This window comes from candidate division TA06 bacterium (genome assembly GCA_004376575.1).
Lineage (GTDB): Bacteria > Hydrothermota > DG-26 > E44-bin18 > E44-bin18 > E44-bin18.
Genome location: SOJN01000104.1, coordinates 1 through 22,827, shown reverse-complemented (window position 1 = coordinate 22,827; position 22,827 = coordinate 1). Strand labels below are relative to the sequence as shown.

At 50.4% G+C, this 22,827-nt stretch carries 18 protein-coding genes; 7 read left to right on the top strand and 11 right to left on the bottom strand.

Features of this window, described 5'->3' with window-relative positions; translation table 11 throughout:
* Positions 1-373: 373 nt before the first annotated feature.
* The 4 genes from E3J62_09100 (at position 374) to E3J62_09085 (ending at position 5,943) form a co-directional block, all read left to right on the top strand.
* Complete coding sequence (locus E3J62_09100) at positions 374-1,129, top strand: phosphate ABC transporter ATP-binding protein (GenBank protein ID TET44918.1); 756 nt, start codon at positions 374-376, stop codon at positions 1,127-1,129.
* Positions 1,126-1,872 carry an iron export ABC transporter permease subunit FetB gene (fetB, locus tag E3J62_09095; protein TET44917.1) on the top strand — a complete coding sequence of 249 codons (747 nt, stop codon included), beginning with the start codon at positions 1,126-1,128 and terminating at the stop codon, positions 1,870-1,872. The genes E3J62_09100 and fetB overlap by 4 nt, the downstream gene beginning before the upstream one ends.
* A 256-nt stretch (positions 1,873-2,128) precedes the next feature.
* Positions 2,129-4,849, top strand: coding sequence for a pyruvate, phosphate dikinase (locus E3J62_09090; protein TET44916.1), 2,721 nt, complete (start codon positions 2,129-2,131; stop codon positions 4,847-4,849).
* Positions 4,850-5,019: 170 nt separating this feature from the next.
* The gene (locus E3J62_09085) at positions 5,020-5,943 is read left to right on the top strand and encodes a GTPase Era (GenBank protein ID TET44915.1); all 924 of its coding nucleotides are present in this window, start codon (positions 5,020-5,022) and stop codon (positions 5,941-5,943) included.
* Between the two features lie 481 nt (positions 5,944-6,424).
* On the opposite strand, the gene E3J62_09080 is transcribed toward E3J62_09085, so the two are convergent.
* Entirely contained in the window at positions 6,425-8,125 is a 1,701-nt protein-coding gene (locus tag E3J62_09080) for a hypothetical protein (protein ID TET44914.1), read from the bottom strand.
* Between the two features lie 54 nt (positions 8,126-8,179).
* Here E3J62_09080 and E3J62_09075 point away from each other — a divergent pair, with 54 nt between their 5' ends.
* Genes E3J62_09075 through E3J62_09065 form a run of 3 tightly spaced genes read left to right on the top strand, consistent with a single transcriptional unit; the run spans position 8,180 to position 11,543 of the window.
* Positions 8,180-9,313 (top strand): tetratricopeptide repeat protein, encoded by a 1,134-nt coding sequence (locus E3J62_09075; protein ID TET44913.1) that lies wholly within the window; start codon positions 8,180-8,182, stop codon positions 9,311-9,313.
* A 25-nt stretch (positions 9,314-9,338) separates the two neighbouring features.
* On the top strand, positions 9,339-9,581 hold the full coding sequence (locus E3J62_09070) for a hypothetical protein (protein TET44912.1): 243 nt from the start codon (positions 9,339-9,341) through the stop codon (positions 9,579-9,581).
* 45 nt (positions 9,582-9,626) lie between these two features.
* Complete coding sequence (locus E3J62_09065) at positions 9,627-11,543, top strand: oligopeptide transporter, OPT family (protein ID TET44911.1); 1,917 nt, start codon at positions 9,627-9,629, stop codon at positions 11,541-11,543.
* A gap of 15 nt (positions 11,544-11,558) precedes the next feature.
* Here the strand turns inward: E3J62_09065 and E3J62_09060 are convergent, their stop codons facing one another.
* The 10 genes from E3J62_09060 to E3J62_09015 all read right to left on the bottom strand — a co-directional run.
* Complete coding sequence (locus tag E3J62_09060) at positions 11,559-12,419, bottom strand: 5'-methylthioadenosine/adenosylhomocysteine nucleosidase (GenBank protein TET44910.1); 861 nt, start codon at positions 12,417-12,419, stop codon at positions 11,559-11,561.
* A 25-nt stretch (positions 12,420-12,444) separates the two neighbouring features.
* Positions 12,445-13,407 carry a methyltransferase domain-containing protein gene (locus E3J62_09055; GenBank protein ID TET44909.1) on the bottom strand — a complete coding sequence of 321 codons (963 nt, stop codon included), beginning with the start codon at positions 13,405-13,407 and terminating at the stop codon, positions 12,445-12,447.
* 29 nt (positions 13,408-13,436) lie between these two features.
* Positions 13,437-14,771: a TldD/PmbA family protein gene (locus tag E3J62_09050; protein TET44908.1), complete on the bottom strand. Its 1,335-nt coding sequence runs from the start codon at positions 14,769-14,771 to the stop codon at positions 13,437-13,439.
* 12 nt (positions 14,772-14,783) lie between these two features.
* The gene (locus E3J62_09045) at positions 14,784-16,313 is read right to left on the bottom strand and encodes a TldD/PmbA family protein (protein TET44907.1); all 1,530 of its coding nucleotides are present in this window, start codon (positions 16,311-16,313) and stop codon (positions 14,784-14,786) included.
* An 83-nt stretch (positions 16,314-16,396) separates the two neighbouring features.
* Positions 16,397-16,786 (bottom strand): hypothetical protein, encoded by a 390-nt coding sequence (locus E3J62_09040; GenBank protein ID TET44906.1) that lies wholly within the window; start codon positions 16,784-16,786, stop codon positions 16,397-16,399.
* A 5-nt stretch (positions 16,787-16,791) separates the two neighbouring features.
* Positions 16,792-17,790 carry a DUF362 domain-containing protein gene (locus E3J62_09035; protein TET44905.1) on the bottom strand — a complete coding sequence of 333 codons (999 nt, stop codon included), beginning with the start codon at positions 17,788-17,790 and terminating at the stop codon, positions 16,792-16,794.
* Positions 17,679-18,365 (bottom strand): JAB domain-containing protein, encoded by a 687-nt coding sequence (locus E3J62_09030; protein TET44904.1) that lies wholly within the window; start codon positions 18,363-18,365, stop codon positions 17,679-17,681. Before E3J62_09030 ends, E3J62_09035 begins: the two co-directional genes overlap by 112 nt.
* Positions 18,346-19,659: a TldD/PmbA family protein gene (locus E3J62_09025; protein TET44903.1), complete on the bottom strand. Its 1,314-nt coding sequence runs from the start codon at positions 19,657-19,659 to the stop codon at positions 18,346-18,348. Before E3J62_09025 ends, E3J62_09030 begins: the two co-directional genes overlap by 20 nt.
* 3 nt (positions 19,660-19,662) lie before the next feature.
* Positions 19,663-21,036 (bottom strand): TldD/PmbA family protein, encoded by a 1,374-nt coding sequence (locus E3J62_09020; GenBank protein TET44902.1) that lies wholly within the window; start codon positions 21,034-21,036, stop codon positions 19,663-19,665.
* Positions 21,037-21,051: 15 nt separating this feature from the next.
* Positions 21,052-22,827: hypothetical protein (locus tag E3J62_09015; protein TET44901.1), on the bottom strand; the 1,776-nt coding region annotated here is incomplete at its 5' end.

Genomic DNA, 22,827 nt, shown 5'->3' with positions numbered 1-22,827 from the left:
TCCCCGCGCAGGCGGGGATCCAGATCCCTACCGCGCGTATTCCTAGATTCCCGCTTCCGCGGGAATGACAGTGGTTGCGCTGTGTTACACACAGGGGCGAGAATGACAATACTCGCAGGACTCAGACACGGCAAAGCGACACCCGCCATCCCCTCCCTCAATGCATCTAGGATATTGGATCGAAGAGCTGAGAGGTAGCCGTACGGTCTTGAGCCCTCGGCGGAGACTCCTGATTGTGCTGAAGGGCAGTGTTCAAGGTCGCCTGGTAACATAGGCCGGCGGATTGCCCTTACTTTCGGATTGAGGGCGGTCCTTTGTACTTAGCACTTTGTACCTTGTACTTTGTAGAACTATGGGATAAAATCTCACTACTGTGAATGAGAAACTGAAGGCAAAAGATCTCGTTAAGACAAGACCCCTCCCGGACAAAACGGGTCAACTCCATCCTACAAAGATACTGGACAACGTGGACATGACCGCATACGAGGGGGAAGTGTTTGTTATTCTGGGGCCCACAGGTTCTGGAAAGACTACTCTCCTTAGAATGCTAAACAAACTCGAAGTTCCAGACTCAGGAAAGATTTTCCTGAACGGAACCGATATAGATGAGCTGGATGTCACCGAACTGAGGCAGAAGGTTGGAATGGTCTTCCAGAACCCGGCTGTCTTTGAGGGATCTGTGGAGGATGACATCCTCTATGGCCGGAGACTTAGGGATGACCACGACAGGGGCCCTGCTGCTCAGTTTGGTTCAACTGTGGGGCTTTCCAAGAATCTCATCAATCGGATGACCAGAGAATTGTCCGCCGGTGAAAAACAGAAGGTGACTGTTGCCAGGGCGCTCGCCAATGAACCGGATATACTCCTGATGGATGAGCCCACGTCCGCACTCGATCCCACTTCAAAGCAGCGTATTGAGGATTTCATAAAGAATTCTGTGACCAAAGGACCTACAATAATCATGGTGACGCATGACGTTGATCAGGCAAAGCGACTTGCCGATCGCGTGCTTTTGCTCATAGAAGGAAGAAAGGTTGCCGAAGGTCCAGGAAGTGAGATATTCGGAGAGGGTGCTTCGCAGATTGTCAAGCAATTCCTCAGCGGGAACCTGGAGGTCACTGAAGAATGATAAAAATAGCAGCCTCGCTCATACTGGTGGGAATAGCCCTCTTGCTTGCGTGGATTGAGAGATCCAAGCTGGAATCTGACATCATAATAGGAACTGTAAGAGCGCTGGTTCAACTTCTCGCAATTGGCTATTTGCTCGACTACCTCTTCGACTTGAGAAAACTAGAGTACATGTTACTTCTGCTCGCGGCCATGGTCCTGATCGGGGCATTCACCTCAAGCAGAAGGGCATTCAGGAAACGTCTTGGATTCATGATTGCAACGGTCAGTCTCGGGGCTGGCACAGCCCTCACTATTGGCCTGATGATAGCTCTCAAAATAATTGACACAGAGCCTAAGTTTCTCATCCCTTTCTCGGGGATGGTCATAGGGAATTCCATGAGGGCATGTTCCGTTCTATTTGACAGACTCACTTCGGAAGTCAAGGCAAGCATCCCCAGAATAGAGGCTGCTCTAGCTCTGGGCGCGACTTCTTCCCAGGCGGCCTCAACAGCCACGCGCGCATCTTTCAGGGCGAGCATGATTCCGATTCTTGATACAGTGAAGGTTGTGGGGTTGATTCAGCTTCCCGGCACCATGACCGGAATGCTCATTGCGGGAGCCAAGCCCACTGAGGCAATACGATACCAGATAGTAATAATGTACATGATAATGTGTGCCGTAAGCATTTCCATGAGTCTTGTGATTCTGCTGTCCAGAAGAATGTACTTCGAACCAGATCACAGATTGGCCGAGCAGATCTAGCCCTACACTCACAACCGCCGAAATTCAACCTAACCACTGAAACCACGAGATTACACAAGATTCACACAGATTCCAAACACATCCCTATGGCTGAATCCAAACAATAAGAATAATCTTGTGGAAATCTGTGATAATCTGTGGTTACAGAGATTTGGCCCCAACCCACCCTACGCCTTCGAAATTGTTGACTCCGCAGTAGGCTATTGAATTCCCTCTTCCAAAAGTGTATAATCAGAAAAAAGAGAGGTTAATTGGCATGAGCGACAAGTATGTCTTTTTCTTCGGAAACGGGAAAGCCGACGGCTCGGCGGCAATGAAGAACCTGCTGGGCAGCAAGGGTGCAAACCTGGCCGAGATGACCAATCTGGGTGTGATCGTGCCGGCCGGCTTTACAATCAGTACACAGGTCTGCAATTACTACTTCAGCCATAGCCACGAATTTCCTGAGGAATTGCGACCCCAGGTCGAAACCGCCCTCAAGGAAATCGAAGAAACGATGGAGTCACGATTCGGGGACCTGAAGAACCCCCTCCTTTTGTCAGCAAGGTCAGGGGCGCCCGTTTCCATGCCAGGCATGATGGATACTGTGCTCAACATAGGACTGAACCAGAACACACTGGACGCTCTTGCTGGCAAAAGTTCTGACGAGCGGTTTGCCTACGACTGTTATAGAAGGCTTATTCAGATGTATGGAAGCGTGGTGCTTAAAGCGCCCGGCGAGCACTTTGAAAAGGCATTAGAGAAGAAGAAAGAAGGACGAGGAATAAAGTACGATTTTGAACTCCCTGCAAACGACATGAAGGAGCTGACTGAGACCTTCAAGGAGATAATCAAGAACACGACCTCTCAGGAGTTTCCAGAAGACCCCATGGAACAGCTCTGGGGAGCCATCACTGCAGTTTTTGATTCATGGTACAACAAAAGAGCGGTCGACTACAGAAAGATAAAAGAAATCCCCGATGAGTGGGGCACGGCCGTTAATATTCAGGCAATGGTTTTTGGAAACATGGGAGCAAGGAGTGCTACGGGTGTTCTCTTTACCAGAAATCCTGCTACTGGGGATAACTACATATACGGTGAGTATCTTGAGAATGCTCAGGGTGAAGATGTGGTTGCGGGCATCAGGAATCCTATGCCTCTCTCCGATGCCCAGTCAAAGAACGAAACTCCCACCATGGAAAAAAGAATGCCAGAGTTGTACTCCAGCCTCACCAGCACAGCAAAAAGGCTGGAGGACCATTTCCATGATGTGCAGGATATGGAATTCACCATCCAGCAAGGAAATCTCTGGATTCTACAGACCAGAACTGCAAAAAGGACTGCTAAGGCGGCGGTAAAGGCCGCGGTGGACATGGTCAAGGAAGGTCTTATTCTCACCGACGATGCCATCATGAGAGTGGAGCCAAAGCAGCTTGATGATCTTCTTCACAAGAGAATCTCACCTGAATTCGAAGGTGAAGTCCTGGCCAAGGGTCTGCCAGCTTCACCTGGCGCGGCCTATGGCGTGGCGATCTTTGACATCGAGGAGGCAGTAAGGCGCGGCCGGATCGGAGAGCGTGTAATACTGATACGCGAAGAGACAACTCCAGAAGATGTCAAGGGAATGTTCGCATCCGCGGGAGTACTCACTGCCAGAGGGGGAATGACCTCGCATGCTGCCGTTGTGGCCCGCGGCATGGGAAGGCCCTGCGTATGCGGATGCGAAACCCTCAACATAGACCACGATAGGAAGCGCTTCTTCGTGAAATCGACAGTGGTGTGCGAAGCCGAAGTGATTACCATCGATGGCTCCTCGGGGAAGGTCTACGTTGGTGAGGCGCCAACAGTTGAGCCGGGAATTTTCGAGGAACTGGACGTACTGCTCCGCTGGGCGGACAAGGTGAGAAGACTAAGAGTGAGAGCGAACGCCAGCACCATAGAAGAGGCTGCCCTGGGCAGGAAACTGGGAGCAGAGGGGATCGGACTGTGCAGGACCGAAAGGATGTTCAATGCCGAGGATAGGCTGCCCATTGTACAGAGCATGATTCTGTCTGAGACTACTGAGGAAAGGCAGAAGTACCTTGACCAACTGCTTCCAATGCAGAGGTCAGATTTCACCGACCTGCTCAAGGCGTTTGAAGGTCTCCCTGTCACGATAAGACTTCTTGACCCTCCTCTGCACGAATTTCTCCCCAGAATAGGCGGCCTCAGGGATGAATTGAGACAACTTGAGGAAGATAAGGCTGATCCTGAGTTGATTGCTCAGAAGAGAGAGCAAATAGAACGCGTTTCCAAACACATTGAAGTGAACCCCATGCTTGGACATCGAGGTGTTCGTGTAGGCCTGACATATCCGGAGATATACGAGATGCAGGCCAGAGCCATCTTCCTGGCAGCAGTCGATTCAGCAAAACAGGGAATCACGGTGGATCTTGAAATCATGATACCTCAGGTCTGTACCAGCCAGGAGCTCATATGGGTGAGTACAAGAATCGATGCGGTGGCAAGAGAAGTCATGGAAGAAACGGGCATGGAAATACCGTACAAGTTTGGAACAATGATAGAAGTTGTGCGCGCCTGCATGCGAGCAGGCAAACTTGCCGATGTATGTGAATTCTTTAGCTTCGGGACCAATGACCTATCGCAGGCCGTCTTCAGCTTTAGCAGAGAGGATGCGGAGAGGGCATTCCTTCCACTCTACAATGAAAGAAAGATTCTCAAAGACAACCCCTTCCACATATTGGACGTTAAGGGAGTGGGTAGGTTGATGAGAATCGCTGTCGAGTGGGGAAGGAAAACCAAACCAAAGCTGAAGATTGGAATCTGCGGCGAGCACGGTGGAGAGCCCCGGTCAATCGCTTTCTGTGATGAAATCGGCCTCGACTACGTGAGTTGCTCGCCATACAGGATACCCATTGCCAGACTAGCAGCTGCTCAAGCCACCATAACCAAGAAAGCCAAACTTTTCGGATACGCAAGCCTCCGAAAGCGCAAGTAGTCTCATCCACTCCCTCTCTGCATATTTCCAATGGTGGAAGATCCCTATGCCTATACGTTTCAGGGCGAAGTGAGAAGCGAACACATTGGCCGCTGTCCTTTTCCAAAACATGATTATGAGGCGATCCCTGGGGTTTTTCGATTCAAACATTCAAGAGGTCAAAGCATCTCATGGAAAATAGCAGGTTGGAGAAACTGATACCCGATTCTGGAAGTCAATTCAGGGCGGGCTACGTGGCACTATTGGGCAAACCCAATGTTGGCAAGTCGACACTGCTGAACGCGCTCATGAAACAGAAACTGGCAATTGTCACACCCAAGCCACAGACCACAAGGCATACAACTATCGCCATCTTGAACGGCAAGAACTTCCAGGCGATACTCATGGATACCCCGGGAATCTTCCAGCCCAAGAAAGGCGTAAGACTTCAACAGTCTATGGTCAGGAAGGCGATTTCAGCCCTAAATGATGCGGACGTGCTTGTCCTGATGGCAGAACCTGACATCTCTTCGGAGAAGGATTTGCCGATAAGGGAGATTAGAAAAACAGACAAACCCGTAGTGCTGACCATAAACAAAATAGACACGGTGAGCAAGAAGGTGCTCTTGCCAGCAATAGACGCGGCCAGAAGGATGTACGATTTTCAAGAAATCGTTCTCATATCTGCTCTACGTGCGGACGGTCTGGATGAACTCCTTGACTCTATCATGAGGCTACTTCCTTTTGGAAGTCCTTTCTATCCACCTGATGTGTTAACAGACAAGCCTGAGAGATTCTTTGTGGGAGAAATAATCAGAGAGACCATATTTGTTTGCTACGGGCAGGAAATCCCCTATACCACCACGGTCACTGTTGAGGACTTTTCAGAAAGAGACAAGGGTAAGGACTTCATAAGAGCAGTTATACATACTGAGAGGTCTTCCCAGAAGGCAATTCTCATAGGAAGGAAAGGGGAAGCGCTGAAAAGAATTGGCGAGAAGGCGAGGAAAGAGATTGAAGAGTTTCTCGGCAGACCTGTATATCTTGAATTGTGGGTTAAGACAAGAAAGGATTGGAGAAAGAAAGCCAGCGACCTGAAAGAATTTGGCTATTGATCCCTTACAGGAATTACTAAGTACGAAACCCCCATCCCACCTAAGCAAAACGTGTCATTGCGGGGAGTCGTGCCTGCCCTGAGGATACCGAAGGGAGTCTCTCGAACGACGACGAAGCAATGACAAACTCGTCTTCTGTTGTTCTGAGCGCTGGTGTAGAGTTGCAGGGGCGCGGCCTAATTATCTAAGATCTATGATCCGGCATTGAGTAACCCCGCGAATTTGTAGGGGCGCGGTTTCCGCGCCCTTTCCCCAAGGGCAGGGAGACCCTGCCCCTACAGCGTGTCAGCTCACACACTGTCCAGAACGCAACAATTCGGTGCCTGTCCCCATGCGGTACCGATTGTGGGAAGGGAATTTTAGAGGTGTAGGGCGGGAGTGAAGGGAGTTTCGTAATTTCGAAGGAGCGTGGAGGGTTGCGGGGAATTTCCATGGCGTGGGGCATGGGTGAGGGGAGTTTCGCAGTTTCGGTAGCTGGGCGTTAGCGGAGGGATATCCGTTCGGTATAGGCGCCGTCTGCGAAATCTATCACTGACACCTTGCCTCCTTCCAGGAGCTCGGTCACTGCCTCCTGGTCGCCGTCAGAATCCACATCCTGCATCCTTGGCTCGCCCAGGTAAATGTCATTTTCTTTTGAAGTTGCGTAAACTCTGACATAAACCCCTCTGTCAATCTTATAGACGACAAGATGCCGCGGATCTATTTTGTACACGACCTCCGGCTTTCCATCTGAGTCCATGTCTCGACCGGCTGGGGATAGCTCAGGTAGGATACCAACGTTGATTGAGGCACTGGTCACCCAGCACTTAAGCCGTTGGAAATCGGTGACTGCTTTGGCTACAACCTCAGCATCGTCTCTTTTGTCAAACATGCCCACTCTCACCCGATACCAGAGGAGCCCATCTGGAGAACCTGACGAGGAGACATATGCTGGATATCCTGATGTCTTCAACTTGCTCGCCAGAGCGTTTGCCGAACTGATGTTCCTGCTTGAGCTGATCTGAATTGTGAATCCGTCGCGAATTCCTTCGATTATCGTGTCACGTCGCTCAGCGACCTCCTTTTCCATGGAGACTCGATTCTTATTTACTATCAACTGGAAGGCCTCGATACCCAAAGGAATTTCCGAAGTGAATTCTCGTTTACTCACCTCAAATGTGCCCAATGAGCCTGTTGTAGTTAGAACATAGACCCTGGATCCGGCGGGGCTCAGCGCGAGCTCTCGCGGCGAATGATCAAGACCCTTTGAGAAGATTATGCTGTCTATACCTGCATCCATAATGAGAAGGCTGTCCGGATTCTCAGTTATCAAGTAGGCAAATCCGCCATCAGGCGAGAATCTCAGGTCCACCACCCTCCCTGCGACACCAAGCTCAGAGGTGATCGAGTTCCTTACTCTGGAAACGACATATACCTTTGAGCCGGCAAGGAAATATATTTTGTTTCCGGCGGGCGTCATCCTTATCGCCTCCGGAGAAGCGGGGAAGTCTATCTTTCCTATGCGCTCAAAACTCCTCCCATCGTACACAAAAGCACTCAAGTCAGAAAGACAGTACATTCTTACCCCGTACGGGGTGGATGCAATCCCCTTCGCGTTCGGAACATCTATTATCCTGTTTACACTCTTTGTCACCCAGTCAATGACTTCTACAAAAGAGCGCGGAGGAGCAGAAACACTGACCACTACCTTTGCTCCATTAGGGGTAACGAGTGCAGTACCGGGCAGGCCATCAAGCTCCATCCTGGATACTTCGCCAGACGGTGTTATCACAGAAAGGCCCCTCAGAGAGTCTAATGAGAAGATCTCACCATCCATTGGATTGCTCAGCAGCACCTGCGGAACAGCAGCGAGAGAGATTCGGCGCGTTATTCGCGGTTTGACCATGTCTACTACCGCGACACCGCCGGCAACCCCAAGGTACAAGTTTCTCCCATCAGTCGAAAGACACGCTGAGCTAACGGTCGCTGCAATCTTCGACTTGTGAACCAAAGCCCCTTTGAAGAGATCAATGGCACAGTAACCATCTCGCCCAACAGCATACGCGTACAGCCCTTCGAAGTCCTCTACAGGGGGAGTAGGATAGATTGGCTCCCTAACCTCCACTTTTTCCGGAGGCTTACGGCATCCAGCAACTACTGATGCCACAATGAGAACGAGAAGGATGGCTCTTTTTGCTTTCATTCTTACCTCAGCTCGAACCCATTATAGGCTTGAGTTGTTTAGTGTCAAGAACCAATGGACCACAAGCAATGGAAGGAATTTACCCTTGACACTCTCGGGTGCTTCTGTTATACCTGCTTCAGTTGGTTATTCACCTACCCATTAACAGATAAGGAGGGTGTGGTGGGACAAAAACATATTCTGGTCATTCTTCTCTGCCTCGCGTGCGTCTCCTTGGGCTGTGCAAGCAGGAACCCCTACGTTACGGGCGGGATAATCGACATGCAACAGTCAAGGTACGAGTCTGCGGAGGTTAAGTTTAAGCAGGCCTTAGAAATAGAGCCTGAAAACTCCGACGCCCACATGTGGCTGGGAAAGAGCTACGCCAGCCAGAGAAAGTTCACAAAGGCTGCCGATCACTTTGACAAAGCTATCTCCATAAACCCTTCGCAGAAAAGCGAATTCGGGAGAGAACCGCGCTATTTCTGGGCCATATACTATAACTCCGGCATGGACTTCATTGAAGACGAAGCCTGGGACTCCGCTGAAAAGAGGTTACTTAGCACAATCGAAATAATACCGGATTCAATTGGCCCTTACACGCAGCTTTCTTACGTCTACACGAAGCAAGACAAGCAAGACCAAGCTCAGGACATATTGAATAAAGCAATAGAGAAAGCCCCGGATAATATGTCCGTCCGTGTCAGCCTGGCTCGCTACAAGATCAAAAACGAAAGCTACGAGGATGCAAAAGGCATGCTGAAGGAAGTAGTAAGCAGGGATCCAGATAACGCCAAGGCTCACTATTACCTTGGGCTGGTATTCTCAAAGACGAAAAACAGTAAAGAGGCAGAGGGGGAATTCGCGCAGGCAGCAAAGCTTGACAGCACAGACAGAGATGCCTTCTTCAATCTTGGCTTCACGCGCATGGCTTTGAAGAAGTATGGTGAAGCCGCTGAAGCTTTCAAGCGCGTCGTCAAGTTTGACCCTAAAGATGAAGAGAGCTTCTTTTTCCTGGGAATGTGCTACCACGAGGCCAAGAATTATGATCTGGCCATTGATACTTTTACCGAACTGATAGAGCTCAACCCTGAGCACGGCGATGCCTACATTCACAGAGGCTATGCCAAGAAGGAGAAAGGGCTGACTGGGGATGCATACAAAGACATTGAATATGGCGATAAGTTGAACAAACAACAGGGCAAGTAACAGAGCAAATTGGGATTCTAAACATATGGGCAAGAAGAAGAAAGCGGCAAAGGAAAAACGGAAGAAGGATGCCAAAAGGCGCGTGCAGAAGTCGCGCAGGCTCCAGATGGTCCAGTTCGGGCCAAAGAACTATGTAATCGGCGCTGCGGGACTGCTTTCCATACTTCTTGGTTTTCTCAGCCTTTACAAGGGGTCAATAACGCTCGCTCCAATTCTGCTTGTGCTCGGCTACTGTATCATAGTCCCCATTGCCTTGCTGATAAAGTGATCTGAAACTCAACTGAGAGTACCACTCTTCTTTCTTTGGGAGCACATGCCCAAGGAGAATTTCAAGCCTTACATTCCTCCTGAAACCTCTCTTCGCGAGGTGACTGTGGCAGCAGTCATCCTCGGAGCTATCCTTGCCGTGGTCATGTGCGCAGCAAATATCTACCTTGGCCTCAAGGCCGGCATGACTGTTTCTGCATCCATACCCGCGGCAGTCATCTCCATGGGCATCCTTCGGGGCATACTGAGAAGAGGTACAATACTCGAGAACAACATTGTCCAGACAGTGGCTTCGGCTGGTGAATCACTGGCAGCAGGAATCATCTTCACGGTCCCCGCCCTTTTGATAGCCGGAGCCTGGACAGACTTCAAGTTCTGGCCCACCACTTTGATTGCGATGCTGGGAGGAACCCTGGGCATATTGTTCATGGTGCCTTTGAGAAAATCCCTGATAATCGAGGAAAAGGAACTCATATTTCCAGAAGGCGTGGCGTGCGCTCATGTCCTTAAGGCCGGAGATAAGAGAGGCTCCGGCATCTTGTATGTCTTCGGTGCACTCTTTCTGGGAATGGCCTTAAAATTCATCACCAGCGCAGTTGTACTAGTGAAGTCAACAGTTGAGTTTGCGTGGAGATCCGGGAGAGGCCTGCTCTACGTTGGGGCCGACATCTCCGCCGCCTTGGTCGGCGTAGGATACATAGTGGGCATTAACATAGCGAGCCTTGTGTTCATTGGAGGAGCACTGGCCTGGCTCGTAGCCATCCCTATTTTCGTGGCTGTGAGCGGGATACCAGAAGGGTCTGCACTGGATGCTGTCTGGAATATCTGGTCCACGCAAGTCAGATATATGGGTGTAGGCGCCATGGTGGTGGGAGGTATCTGGTCTATCATAAAGGTCTCAAGGAGTATGGTCAGAGGATTCGGAGAAGCTGTGCATGGCTTCAAGAAGACGGATTCTTCAATATCTGTGAGGACCGCGAAGGATCTGGAGCCTAATAAGGTTGCAGTTGGAATTGCATTGGTTTCCATACTCATCTTCATGCTCTATGTATATCTCACCCGCTCAGCCTCAATAGCACTAATATCCGGAATTGCAATGGTCATCGCTTCATTCTTTTTCGTGGCCGTCTCATCCTATATCGTAGGACTTGTCGGCAGTTCGAACAACCCTGTATCGGGGATGACCATATGCACCATCCTTTTTGTCTCTGGACTTCTGTTGGTCCTCGGAATGTCTGGCCAGGCCGGGATGATAGCCGCACTAGGTGTGGCGGGTATTGTCTGCTGTGCGGCATGCACGGCGGGTGACGTATCTCAAGATCTGAAGACAGGACATCTTCTTGGCGCCACACCCAAGAGGCAGCAGGTGATGGAACTCCTGGGGGTATTCGTGTCTGCTTTTGCAATCGCACCCGTTCTCACGGTCCTGCACAAGGCCTACGGCATTGGCACTGGAACACCCGGATCTTTGGCTGCACCACAGGCGTCTCTGTTTGCCAGTATTGTTAAAGCAATGTTTACTGATAGAAACCTTCCATGGAACATGATCTTGATAGGTGGAGTGATAGGAATTGGCCTTATCGCACTTGATGAAATCCTCCGCAAGGCGAAATCGCCCTTCAGAGCCCATGTGATGCCGGTCGCAGTGGGCATATATCTTCCACTCGCACTTTCATTGCCTATACTACTGGGCGGCATGGCAAGTGGAGCGGTCCGAAGATTCTTGAGAGCGAAGGGAAAGGACAGTGTTTCCCGTGCAGTACGTCGAGGTCTCCTATTCAGCTCAGGATTGATAGCCGGTGAGGCGATAACTGGGATTTTGATTGCTGGAATTATCTATGCTGGTCTTGACCTTCCCATAAAGCTGTTCGAGAATGATTTTGCATCCCTCCTCCTCCTTTTGGCAATAGTCCTTGTCCTCGTTCTTGTTTCAGCAGTGGAAAGGGAGAGACACAACCGCTGACCAGGTGCTGTCTCCTTACGGCAGTAGTCTCAGCATCTCCAGGACCAACATGGCAGAATTGTGGGATGCATAGGAGAAGAACTTCTCTATGTCGATGCTGGCATCTTCGTTTGCCAGATCTGAAAGAGTCCTTATTATGACAAAGGGCACACCGTTGATGATGCACACCTGGGCGACAGCACCACCCTCCATCTCAGTTGCGTAGGCATCAAACGTTTCCTGAAGCCAGGCCCTCTTCTCTTCTGAGGCTATGAACTGATCTCCGGTCACAATACATCCCTCATACACCTTGATTGGGCCGGCAACATGGAGACTTATTGTGGTATCCGGCGTGGGAAAACTGACACGGCTTGCAGCTCTTCTGGCAACTCCCACCAGGTGACTGTCTGGCTCAAAATACGCGACCGCCATCTCCCCGCCCTCCATATCAGGTATGGCAATCTTTCCTGGATGAAATCCATCTTTCCCCAGAAAACCGTAATCGTGTTGAATGACCTTGTTCGAGATGACAACATCTCCAACATGCAGGTCGGGATTTATCCCTCCCGCAATCCCGGTGAAAACAACGCTCTTCACTCCAAACCTGTTTATCATTGCCTGAGCCACCATAGCAGCGTTGACCTTTCCAACACCGGCCTTCACCAGTACTACTCTGTGCACCCCGATTTTTCCCAGATAGTAGGTCCGGCCAGCGACGATTGTGGAAGAATGCTGTCCCATAGCCTCCTTGATCAGTTCTATCTCGGAATCGAGCGCTCCCATGACTCCTATAGGCTCACGAGGTGAGCTTCTAATGGAGTGGGCGCACCCGGATACGGATAAAACTCCGATTATGACGACAGCAAGATAAGAGAGTTTCTTTGTTCGCACCATCATATTCCTCCGATTAGCAAAAAGATCATTACTTCTCCCCGATTATCACGTAGAAAGGGCCGGTCGATACCGAGTAGAACCTTTCCTTTCTTATCATCTTCATCATGCCTTCGTTGTATCGCTGAAACCTTCCAGTCCTTCTCCGCACCGCTTGCTTGTAGCTCTCCGCGTCTCCGCCCCCGGCCATGTAGCATCTCTTCCCTTCCAGGTACTCTTTTCTCTTCTCGCCGCTTGTCTTGTTCTTCTGCTTTTCCAGCGAACTGAGGGTCATTTTGATTCGCTGTTTCAGCTCAGGGGTATCATAGGGAGGGATCAGCGCCCAACCTACCTTGTTGTTCTTCAGAGCCTGAATCTTCTTCAATCCATTTCTCATGAATAGGTAAGGCACCCTCTCACCTATCCTCACATCTCCCTCCCCAAGTCTCTTCTGACCTTCCCAAATGCGGGAGAGGAACTCCAAATCTTCAAGTCGCTCTTTTATTGGAGGTTCTCGCAAGTTGTTCCACCCAACGCCTGCTTCCCAGCTAGGCTCAAAGGCTACCACCTTGCCGCGCTTCTTCGTAATCCGGATCATCTCCTTCACTGCAGATTCTGGTTCCTTGAGGTGCATCAGGAGAGTCTGACACATTGCCACATCAACAGACTCATCTTCCAGAGGGATACTCAGGGCACCCCCTTGCACGAACCGGAAGAGCTTGCCCATTTTGCGTCTGGCCGCTGCCTTGCGCGCCATGTGCAGGAGCTTCTTGTTTACATCTACTCCTATGTATCTTCCTTTTGGCTCTAAGAATTTTCCATACGTGTAGCTAAGGTAGCCAAGGCCACAGCCTATATCGGCGATAGTTTTTCCTGGTTTGATGCCAATGCGCCTTGCCAGAAGCTCAACATAGTCCTCATCCCAGAGAAACTTCCGCTGCTCGATCAGAGCCTCTGCATGTTCCTTGTCACTCCAATCAACTCGCTTCTTTGTTGACTTCCTGTTCCTGGCCATTTGATTATGTCACCTGAGGGGAAAGATCGTTAGATCCCACCGATGGTCATTTCCTTTATCCGGAAGGTTGGACAGGCTGCGCTCCTATCCATAATAAGATCATTGGCAACAGCGTCAATCCCTTTGAGCATCTCGAGCATGTGACTGGCTATGGCCACCCTTGCCACGGGTCCGACTACTTTACCATCCACGATCCAGACGCCCGAAGCCCCCACAGAGAAACCTCCAGATTCGGCATCAACACCAAATCCTATGGTTTGAAACACATAGAGACCTTTCTTCGTCCCCGTGATTATCTCATCGGAAGAGAGCTCTCCCGGAACCAGATAGAAGTTATGGTGGCCTATACCGGGCGGCTGACCGTAGCCCCATCTTGCTGCACTTCCCGTTGACTTACCCTTAGCTCTTGCAGCTCCCCTTGCATTGTAGAAGTATCCTTTGAGGACCCCGCGCTCGATGATGACTCTCCTTTGTGTAGGGACCCCTTCACCATCCACCGGCCGGCTGGCATTACCTCTATTCATAATGCCATCGTCCACAATGGTGACGAGATCGGAACCTATCTTCTCCCCTATCTTCCCCCTGAGAAACGACCTCTCCAACGCCACCTGTTCCCCATTCAAGGCCCGCGAGACACCGTCGAGTAGTCTTTCCCCGGTCAGTCTATCGAAGACCACTGCGGCTTTCTGAGACTTGACGGGCTCCCCACCAACCATGGCCACCGCCCTGCGACCTGCGTTCTCTGCAATTGTCTGAATGTCCATGAGATCTGAGAAGAATCTGCTGCCGGTCTCATACTCTCCGGGCTGTTGGCTTTCGCCTTTCTCTGCGATTACTCCGATCTCTACGTGGAAATAGGTTGCCTTGTAGCTTTCAGAAATGCCCAGTGTGTTAGCCACTATCACCTTCCCAGAGTTGTCTGAGTAGGAACATCCTTCCGGCTTGGTTATCAGGGGATGATATGAAAGAGCCCTTCTCTCCACCTCTTTTGCGAGCTCAATCTTCTTATCTAAGGGGATCCTTTTGATTTCAGGATCATATATCTCAGGCCTGTGCGTGACTTCCCGTGGTTCGGGCAGCACATTGTATTCATCTTTGCCCGCCATCTTTGCCAACGAGAGACCTTTCTCGACAAGTGAGTCCACTGCGCCCTTCGAAAAATCCGTAGAATCCACAAAAGACATCTTCTTCTTGTAGAAGACTCTTACACCCATGCCCTTGGATCCCGACTGCTTGAGGTTCTCAAGGTTTCCGTCCCTCACAGATATCTCCAGACTGTCCCCTGTCTGGAGGAAGATTTCCGCATCAGCTCCGGCTTGCTTGAATTTCCTTAGAGTGTCTTTGACCAACGCTTCATAGTCCATATGAGTCAACCTCTAATCACTTTTCGTGCCACCCACGGTGATCTTGGAGAGTCTCAAAGTGGGTTGACCGGAAGTGACCGGAACCCATTGCCCCTTACCGCACGTGCCAGGCCCAAATCCAAGATTGTTTCCAAGCATGTCAATGGACCTCAAGGCCTCGGGGCCGCTTCCAACAAGCGTAGCTCCTCTTACCGGCCGGGTCACCTTGCCATCTTCTATAAGATACGCCTCGCGGACAGAAAAGGTGAAATTGCCCGATGCGGTATCGACTACGCCACCCCAGAAAGCCTTTGCATAGAGGCCTTTCTTGGTGGCTCTGAACATGTCTTGAGGGTCGGTCTTCCCCTCCATGATGTAGGTGTTCGTCATCCTGACAAGAGGAAAGTGCTTATAGCTTTCTCTTCTGCCATTCCCGGTAGGCTTTGCACCGAACTGCCTTGCAGTCAGAAGACTGTGCATGTAACCTTTGAGTACGCCCTTTTCAATGAGAATATTCTGCTGCGTGGCTGTGCCCTCATCGTCAATGTTGGCAGAACCTCTCAAGCCCGGAATAGAACCCTCGTCAACAAGATTGATGTGTTCAGAAGCTACCTGTTCACCGAGCTTCCCGTAATAGAAGGACGTCTTCGCTTGTACAAGATCCCCTTCAAGTCCGTGTCCTACAGCCTCGTGGAAGAGAACACCTCCCCACCCGGCTTCCACCACAACCGGCATCTCACCGCTTGGAGCCTCTTCTGCGTCCAGCATCACAATAGCCTCTTTCGCCGCCGTCAATGCTGGTTCCTCGGGTGGGTGCCCTTCAAAAAACTCAATTCCCTTTGTACCTGATCTTCTGCTCCTCCCTCTATGCCTCTTACCATTCTGTGAGGCTTGGGCCCAGACTGTGAAGTATATGATAGGTCTCTCGTCCTCAATCCATACACCTTTAGAATTTGCTATCACTATCCTCCGGGTCTCGTCATGGTAATCGACACTTGCATTTCTTATTCTCGAGTCATACCCGCGTGCTGCCGCATCAGCTCTTTTCAACAGGTCCAATTTCTCACTCTCGGCAACTGACTCCAGCGGTATCCTGGCGAAGACGTGATGAGGAGGTTTTGAACGAGAGATGGAAGCCGACCGAGCGGCAGAATGGGCCACTTCTGAAGCAACCCTGGCTGTCTCTTTCAACTTTTTCATGGAAAGGTCATCCGAGAAGGCATATCCGGTGGTGTCCTTCTTGATCACCCTGATGCCAACACCCTGGTCTATCCCGAACCGGACAGTATTGATCCTTCCTTCATCCATGTTGATATCTCTTCGCAGTTTTCTCTCCAGGAATACGTCTGCGAAGTCACCGCCTCTGGACAGAGCTACTTTGAGGAGTTTCTCCATCTCTTTCTTTGAAAGCCATCCCGGGATCTCTTCCTTTGCACCCTGGGAGGCGGCCAGAATTGCCTTTAGGATAGGCGGCGCGACCACGAGAGTCACCCCACCGCTTGCTCCTCTTCGTATGAACTCTCTTCTGGTCACTATGTCTTTCAGAAAATCAAATGAAAACATACCAGACCCCTAGATACGAAAATCGAAAATCGATGCCGCCCTTCCACCCAACAAAGGGAGGGGAAGGATCGCGTGGAAGGAGATTACTTGCCTCCTGCCTCCCTTGCTCTGTCTCTCAGTCTGCCGCCTGTCTTCTGGCTTCCTGAAGGAGATTGGGATTCTATGATCGGATCAGTAATCCCTCCCAAACCGCCAACCGCTGGGGCACTTGCTGGCTCTTTCAGCTCCTCTATACCGTCAATCTTATCAACAAGTTTCTGATGGCCAGCGGCAAGCAAAGCATCGGTGAGCCTGGGATGATTGTCCAGATCTTCGGACTGCCATCCCCTTATGTCCACAAAAGCTTCGGAAAAACGCATACCTTGCTTCTTCACCAGAAACTTGCCCGAGTCGGCCGTCACCACATGGTAGGCAAGAAGGAAATAGCAGAGACCAATCAAAACGAGGATCACAAAAACTCCGAGCGCCTTCATGAAAATCACCTCCAATCTAATTGTTTCTCATAAGTTGAGTGAAATTTCAAGCACTTTTTCAAATCCGAGACGTGATCAACCCCCTCAACTCCTATTCTGTCCAGGTTGCCCTCCCCTAATCCTTCCTCTCGACACATCGTGAGATACCCGACCACCCCCGGGTCAATTCCCATAAGATGTGCGGCCACCGTGTCGACTGCAAGGCCATCGAAACCTGCCATCGCCCAGCCAAGTTTGACCACGTTGCCCAGCTCAGGCCCTTCGCCTTCCATTCCTTCAAACCCATCTATGACAGAAAGTGATGGCGGGACAATCTTCGCCAGCCTCGCGATACTCCTGTTTATCGCCCGACATCCCTGATGGAGCTTCATCTTCTCATCGCCATAGACATCCTTCAGCAAGCTCCCCACAGCCATATTCTTAATCGCAAGGGTGACAATCACAGTGTCATGAGTCTTGGGAAGGGTAAGACTTATTCTGAAATCGGATTCCACGATAGTCTTGGCAATTCTGAACATCATCGGCTCCAGATCCCTTCCGAAAAGCTCAACTTCAACTGGCTCATCAGTGTTCAAATCGAGCAATCGAATATCGTAACTCTCCAGGAGCCGCTCGAAGTGAAAATCCCGAAAACCCTTGCTCGTTGGTTTCTGAGCAGCACCTTCTGCAATGGTGATTGCCCCCTCCACACTATCCCCTATCACGTCGAGAACCGCTCTGGCTGCATCAACATGAGATGATGCCGTCTGCTTTGTCGTGCTCACAAAGTTGGGCTTGATAAGAATCTTCTTTTTGCCCTTGAGAGACGAATGCAGTTTCTCGCCAAGGGCCTCCAGACAGGACCTCACATTCTCATATCTGTTGCCGCCAGAGCTTACAAAAACCAAAGACACTAGATGAATCCCTTTTCCTTCATGCTTAAGTATCCCTTTTCGGAGACTATGACGTGGTCTAGAACTTCTATTCCCATTATTTCTCCAGCCTTCACCAGTCTCCTGGTCAATTGTATGTCGTCATCGCTAGGCCTTACATCTCCTGAGGGGTGATTGTGCGCCAGAACAACACTTGCAGCAGATTCGGTTACTGCCGGCTGAAAAACCTCTCTTGGATGGACTATACTCGCATTAAGGCTCCCTATGGATATCGTCTCTTTTCTGATGATTTGATTCCTTGCGTTCAGACACATGGCTACAAAGTTCTCCTTCCTGTTCTTTCTTATGCTTGATACCGCATTGGCCACATCCTTGGGAGACCTGATAGTGGGAAGAATATCCGCGTCAATGGAAAGGGCTCTCCTCGCGAGTTCGTAGGAAGCCTTGAGAGAACACGCTTTTGCTGGTCCCAATCCCTTCAAGCTGTTCAACTTTTCTACGGGCAGATTCAGAAGCCGGTGGAGGGGATACTGCTTGAGCAGCCTCTCTGAGATCTCCAGAACGCTCAAGCCCTTGTAGCCGGCACCAAGGACTACGGCCAGGAGCTCTGTGTCTTTGAGGGCCTGGGGCCCTTTTGCAACCAGCTTTTCCCGGGGTCTCTCCACCCTGGGAAGATCACTTACCCTATTACTTCGTCTTGCTTGCAACTTTCATGTCGCCGAAGCAGAAAGCAGGCGAACAGAATCCCCACACCTCCTCTACCTCTTTTCCAACATCGATTATTCGCTTGAACACATCATACACGTTCCCTGCAACCATAACATCCTTGACCCTTCCCACCATTTCACCATTTTCAACCTTGAACCCAAGAGAGACGTTAACAGAAAAGTCGCCGGCAAGGAGGTTCGACTGTCCGCCGCCGAGAACGTCGTAGACCACGACACCTTCCTTTATACTTCTTATCATCTCTTCAACCGATGATGTTCCGGGTGAGACGCAGAAGTTGCTCACACCGGGTATAGGCATTGAGTTGTAACTCCTGGCTGCGTTTCCTGTAGTCTCCAAACCCATTAGGCCCGCAGTTTGAAGGTCGAAGATGTATCCCTTGAGCACCCCCTCCTCAATCAGAGGAGTCCTGGTTGAAGGCATACCCTCCGCATCCATAGGTGAACTTCCTATGCCACACTCAAGCAAACCGTCATCCCACATGGTCACTTCCTCACCCAGAACCTTCTCGCCCACCCTTCCTATGAGAGGAGATGAGCCCTTTTGAACATTCTTTCCATTCACTCCGAGAACAAAAGCCTTTAAGAGCGAAGTCAAGGCATCAGGCATGAACAAGACAGGCATTGCCTTGTTAGGAATGTCGACGTCCTTCTTTGCTAGAGATGTCTTCCAGAGAATCTCTTTGGCGAACCTCTCCGTCTCCATACTGAGCGAGCATCTGCTCTTCCCCTCGAATATCCAGACGAAGCTTCCATTGGCAAGAAGGAAACCTTCAACGAAATAGGTGAAGTAGGTCTTGTCAAATGAGAAATTGAGTCCACGCGAATTGATTATGCTAATTCTAGAGACTGCCTTTCCGATGCGAGCATCCACTTTGACCTCTGGTTCCTTTTCCTTGATCATGGAAATCAGCTTCTTTCCTTCTTTGACCGATGTCTCGGTTGCCAGATCAATCACCTTTTTGTCGTAGATATCAACCTCTGGAAATTCCGATTTGCCCGGGAACTGAAACTTCGCCTCTTGTCCGAACCTCGCAGACTCCACGGCTGCGTCAATAAGTCCTTCGACTCTGGACGGGTCGGATGTGGATGAGAACCCGATCTTCCCATCTTTTATCACCCTCAAACCTATCCCCCGAGTGTGCTTGACGTCAATAGAGTAGAGCTCATCTGTCTTGAACCTGACTGGCGTCCGTTCACTCTCCTCATAATAGATTTCTACGTCGTCTGCGCGCTTGAGTGCTTTGTCCAGTATTTTCTCCGCTCCTGCTTGCATAGACTATTTCCCCCCGATGATGACGTTTTTTATTCTAACGTGGGGGCTCCCCGTTGATGTGGGCAGAGGCCCCTGGCCGTCCTTCCCACATCCTCCAAGCCCACCATGCAACTCGATGTCGTTTCCGAAGGCCTCAATGTTCCTAAGTGTTTCGAACACATTGCCGCTCAGAACTACGTCCCTTGTCAATGGGCCAATCTTTCCATCCTCAATGAGATAGGCTCTCCGCGCGCTAAAGGTGAACATCTCGAGCTGAGTCTGACCTCCGTAGGCACCCTTCGCGTAGATTCCCCTCTTTATTCCCGAAAGCATTTCCTTCAGACTTCTGTCTCTGGGCTCTATGAATGTGCATGACATCCTGACAATGGGATGAAACCTGTAACTGATACATCTCGCATTCCCCGTTGGTTTCTCGCCCATCTTTCCTGCCGTCTCTCGTGAATGAAGTCTCCCAACCAGAATTCCGTCTTTTATCAGGTAAGTCTTCTGCGACATGACGCCTTCATCATCATATTTGTAGTATCCTCTCTCACCCAGGAGGGTACCATCATCCACTATGGACAGCTCGTCAGGGCCGAATCTCTTGCCGAGTTCCATTATTTTCTTGACCCGCTCATTCCGATATAGAAAATCGGACTCCGATAGATGGCCGAAGGCCTCGTGGGCGAAAACTCCTGCCAGAAGCTGGTCTACAATAACCGTATACTTTCCGGCCTTGACCTTCTCCGCCTTCAAAAGATCCACGGCTTCCTTTGCCACTCTTTCAACATCGGCTTCCTGATTGAACACAGTATTGAACCCCTCCGTCCCCCCCACGGAATCAAAGGAGATCTGAACATTGCTCCCATCCCTGGCTACGGCATAGTATCCTATACCACAATAGACTCTCTCCTCAATTATCTCCGACCCCTCAGTATTGAAGAAATACCGTCGGATCCTCGAATCCTGATACCGGACTCGTGATGTTTTTATCTTCTCGGATTTAAGTATTATGTCATTGTAGGAACGGGTTATTTTCTCCTTCTGCTCAAGTGGAATCCCTGCTGGATCGTCAGCCAGTTCTACCCTGACGGTATCCTTTACGGGCTCTGAGCGGGCAAGCTTGCCACCTTTTCCTTCAACCAACTTGGCCTGCATACAAGCATTTTTCGCGCACTCCTGGATTCTAGAAGTATCGTTGAACGACACAAACCCCCACCCTCCCTTGCTGAATGCCCTCACATTGCCACCGAGGGTCGTGTGGGTTCCCACATCCTCCATCTCCTTCCCAGCGTAGCTGACTCTGGTAGTCAGCCTTTCCTCGATGTGAACCTCAGCATAGTCAACATCGCAGACCTTCAATGCTTTCTTTATCAACCCCTCCATAGGTCCCTCCATCCGCTACATCAAATATCAGTTCAACCTTTTTGCCAGCACAACAGTTGCTTTTGAACTGATCTTCCTGTTCGTCGTCAAGTCAGACGCCTCTGCATAAACCACGTAAATACCTACTGCCTGGACCCGGCCGGAATCGTCTCTACCATCCCAGAGCAGGGCTCCTTTGCCTGCAACCTCAGCGTCTCCCAGAACCTTTCTGACCATTTTCCCCCTTCTATCATATATCATAACCCTCAGTCTTGCCACACTAAAAGGTAACTGATAGGAGATCACTGTCCGATCATCAAACCCGTCACCATCCGGAGAAAAAGGGTTGGGAGAAAGGCTGAGCCTGGCCTGCCTGGGGCTCAAACCGACAAATATGGAGTTTCTTAGGCCAGGGGTGGCACCCTCGGGGCTCACACAGCTACTCCAGTTTGCCCTCTCATTGGATTTAACCTCAGCACTCACTCTCTCCAGGGAGACCCCTTTTTCCCCTCCCCAGGTTCTCAGGTAATGCACCATGTCAGACTCAAACCCCGCAATATCAGAAAGAAGTACTGTATCGCCCTGATTGTTCAAGGAGGGAAGAGTGCCCGGCTCGAGTACAATGCAGTCCGGAACTACATATGTTGTGAAAAGTGCATGACTGTCGGAACTGATCAGGGCGAAACTTTCAGGCTCGAGAATGATGTCGGTCTCGCAGATTGCGTAGGATTTTACTCCATCTGCTATGCGCCATCCTCGCAGATTCAACCCATGGTTCGTCCTATTGTAAACCTCCACCCACTCCCCACTCCTATCCGGGTCATACATTATCTCGTTGATGATCACATCCCCAAGTGCTCCCCCAACCCTGAGCATTCTGAATGCGCACACGCTGTCTCTAACCCGCACGCCAACTCTGTGACAACCCTCTCCTGGGCTCTGCCACCTGATCCCTGCATCTGCTTTACCGCCAAAAGGATCAATACTGCTCAAGCTAACTGTTCCAAGCAACTCCTTATTATCTGGATCTGAATTCCAATCAGAATCAACATAGAAGAGAACTCTAACGTTTGATGCCGGCTCCATGGATCGATTATGAACCGTGGCTCTTATTTCCACATCCTGTCCTGGTTCTGGCTTTTGCGGAGTAAACGCTATGTCCTCCCATGAGAGACCGACGCCCAGATAGGGCGTGACGGAGTTCTGGCTTCCAGGAGTGCATCCGGCCGTGTCCACACATGCCAACCAGTTCGATTCTGTATCGGCCATCCCTGGGAAAACCCTCTCAGCAGATATTCCGTCGCCAGGATCAAAGGGTACAGAATCGAGTTCCTCCCAGGGTGTTCCATATGTGTCAACGGTGTCTCCGCTTGCGTTCAGCAAGACGATGGGGTCTTTCGTGGAGAGACCGTTTCCAATTGTGCTGTTTTTCGTTGTGAGAATGATCGTGCCTGGCGCAAACTGATAGGGTCTGTACCCCTCACTGTCAGGGGCCGAGGCATAGTCTCTGTCAATGATGAGAGCATAGTTCCTGCCTGGTATCACGTACGTGTCAAGAATAACGTTGGGACTCAATAGACCGAGTGAGTCTGACCACGGAGTGATAATATCGACTGCATCGCCATCTGTAACCATCCACCCGGAAAGGTCCAGTGGATTGGAAGATGCGTTGTATATTTCTACAAATTCATTGTAGCGTCCGAATTTATTCTCTGGGCCCTTCACATTGGCCATCACCTCATTTATGACCATCTGAGCATGGCAATTGTTCGGTTTACAAAAACCAACAGCAAGAATGCCAATAATGACACCTGCCAGCGCGCA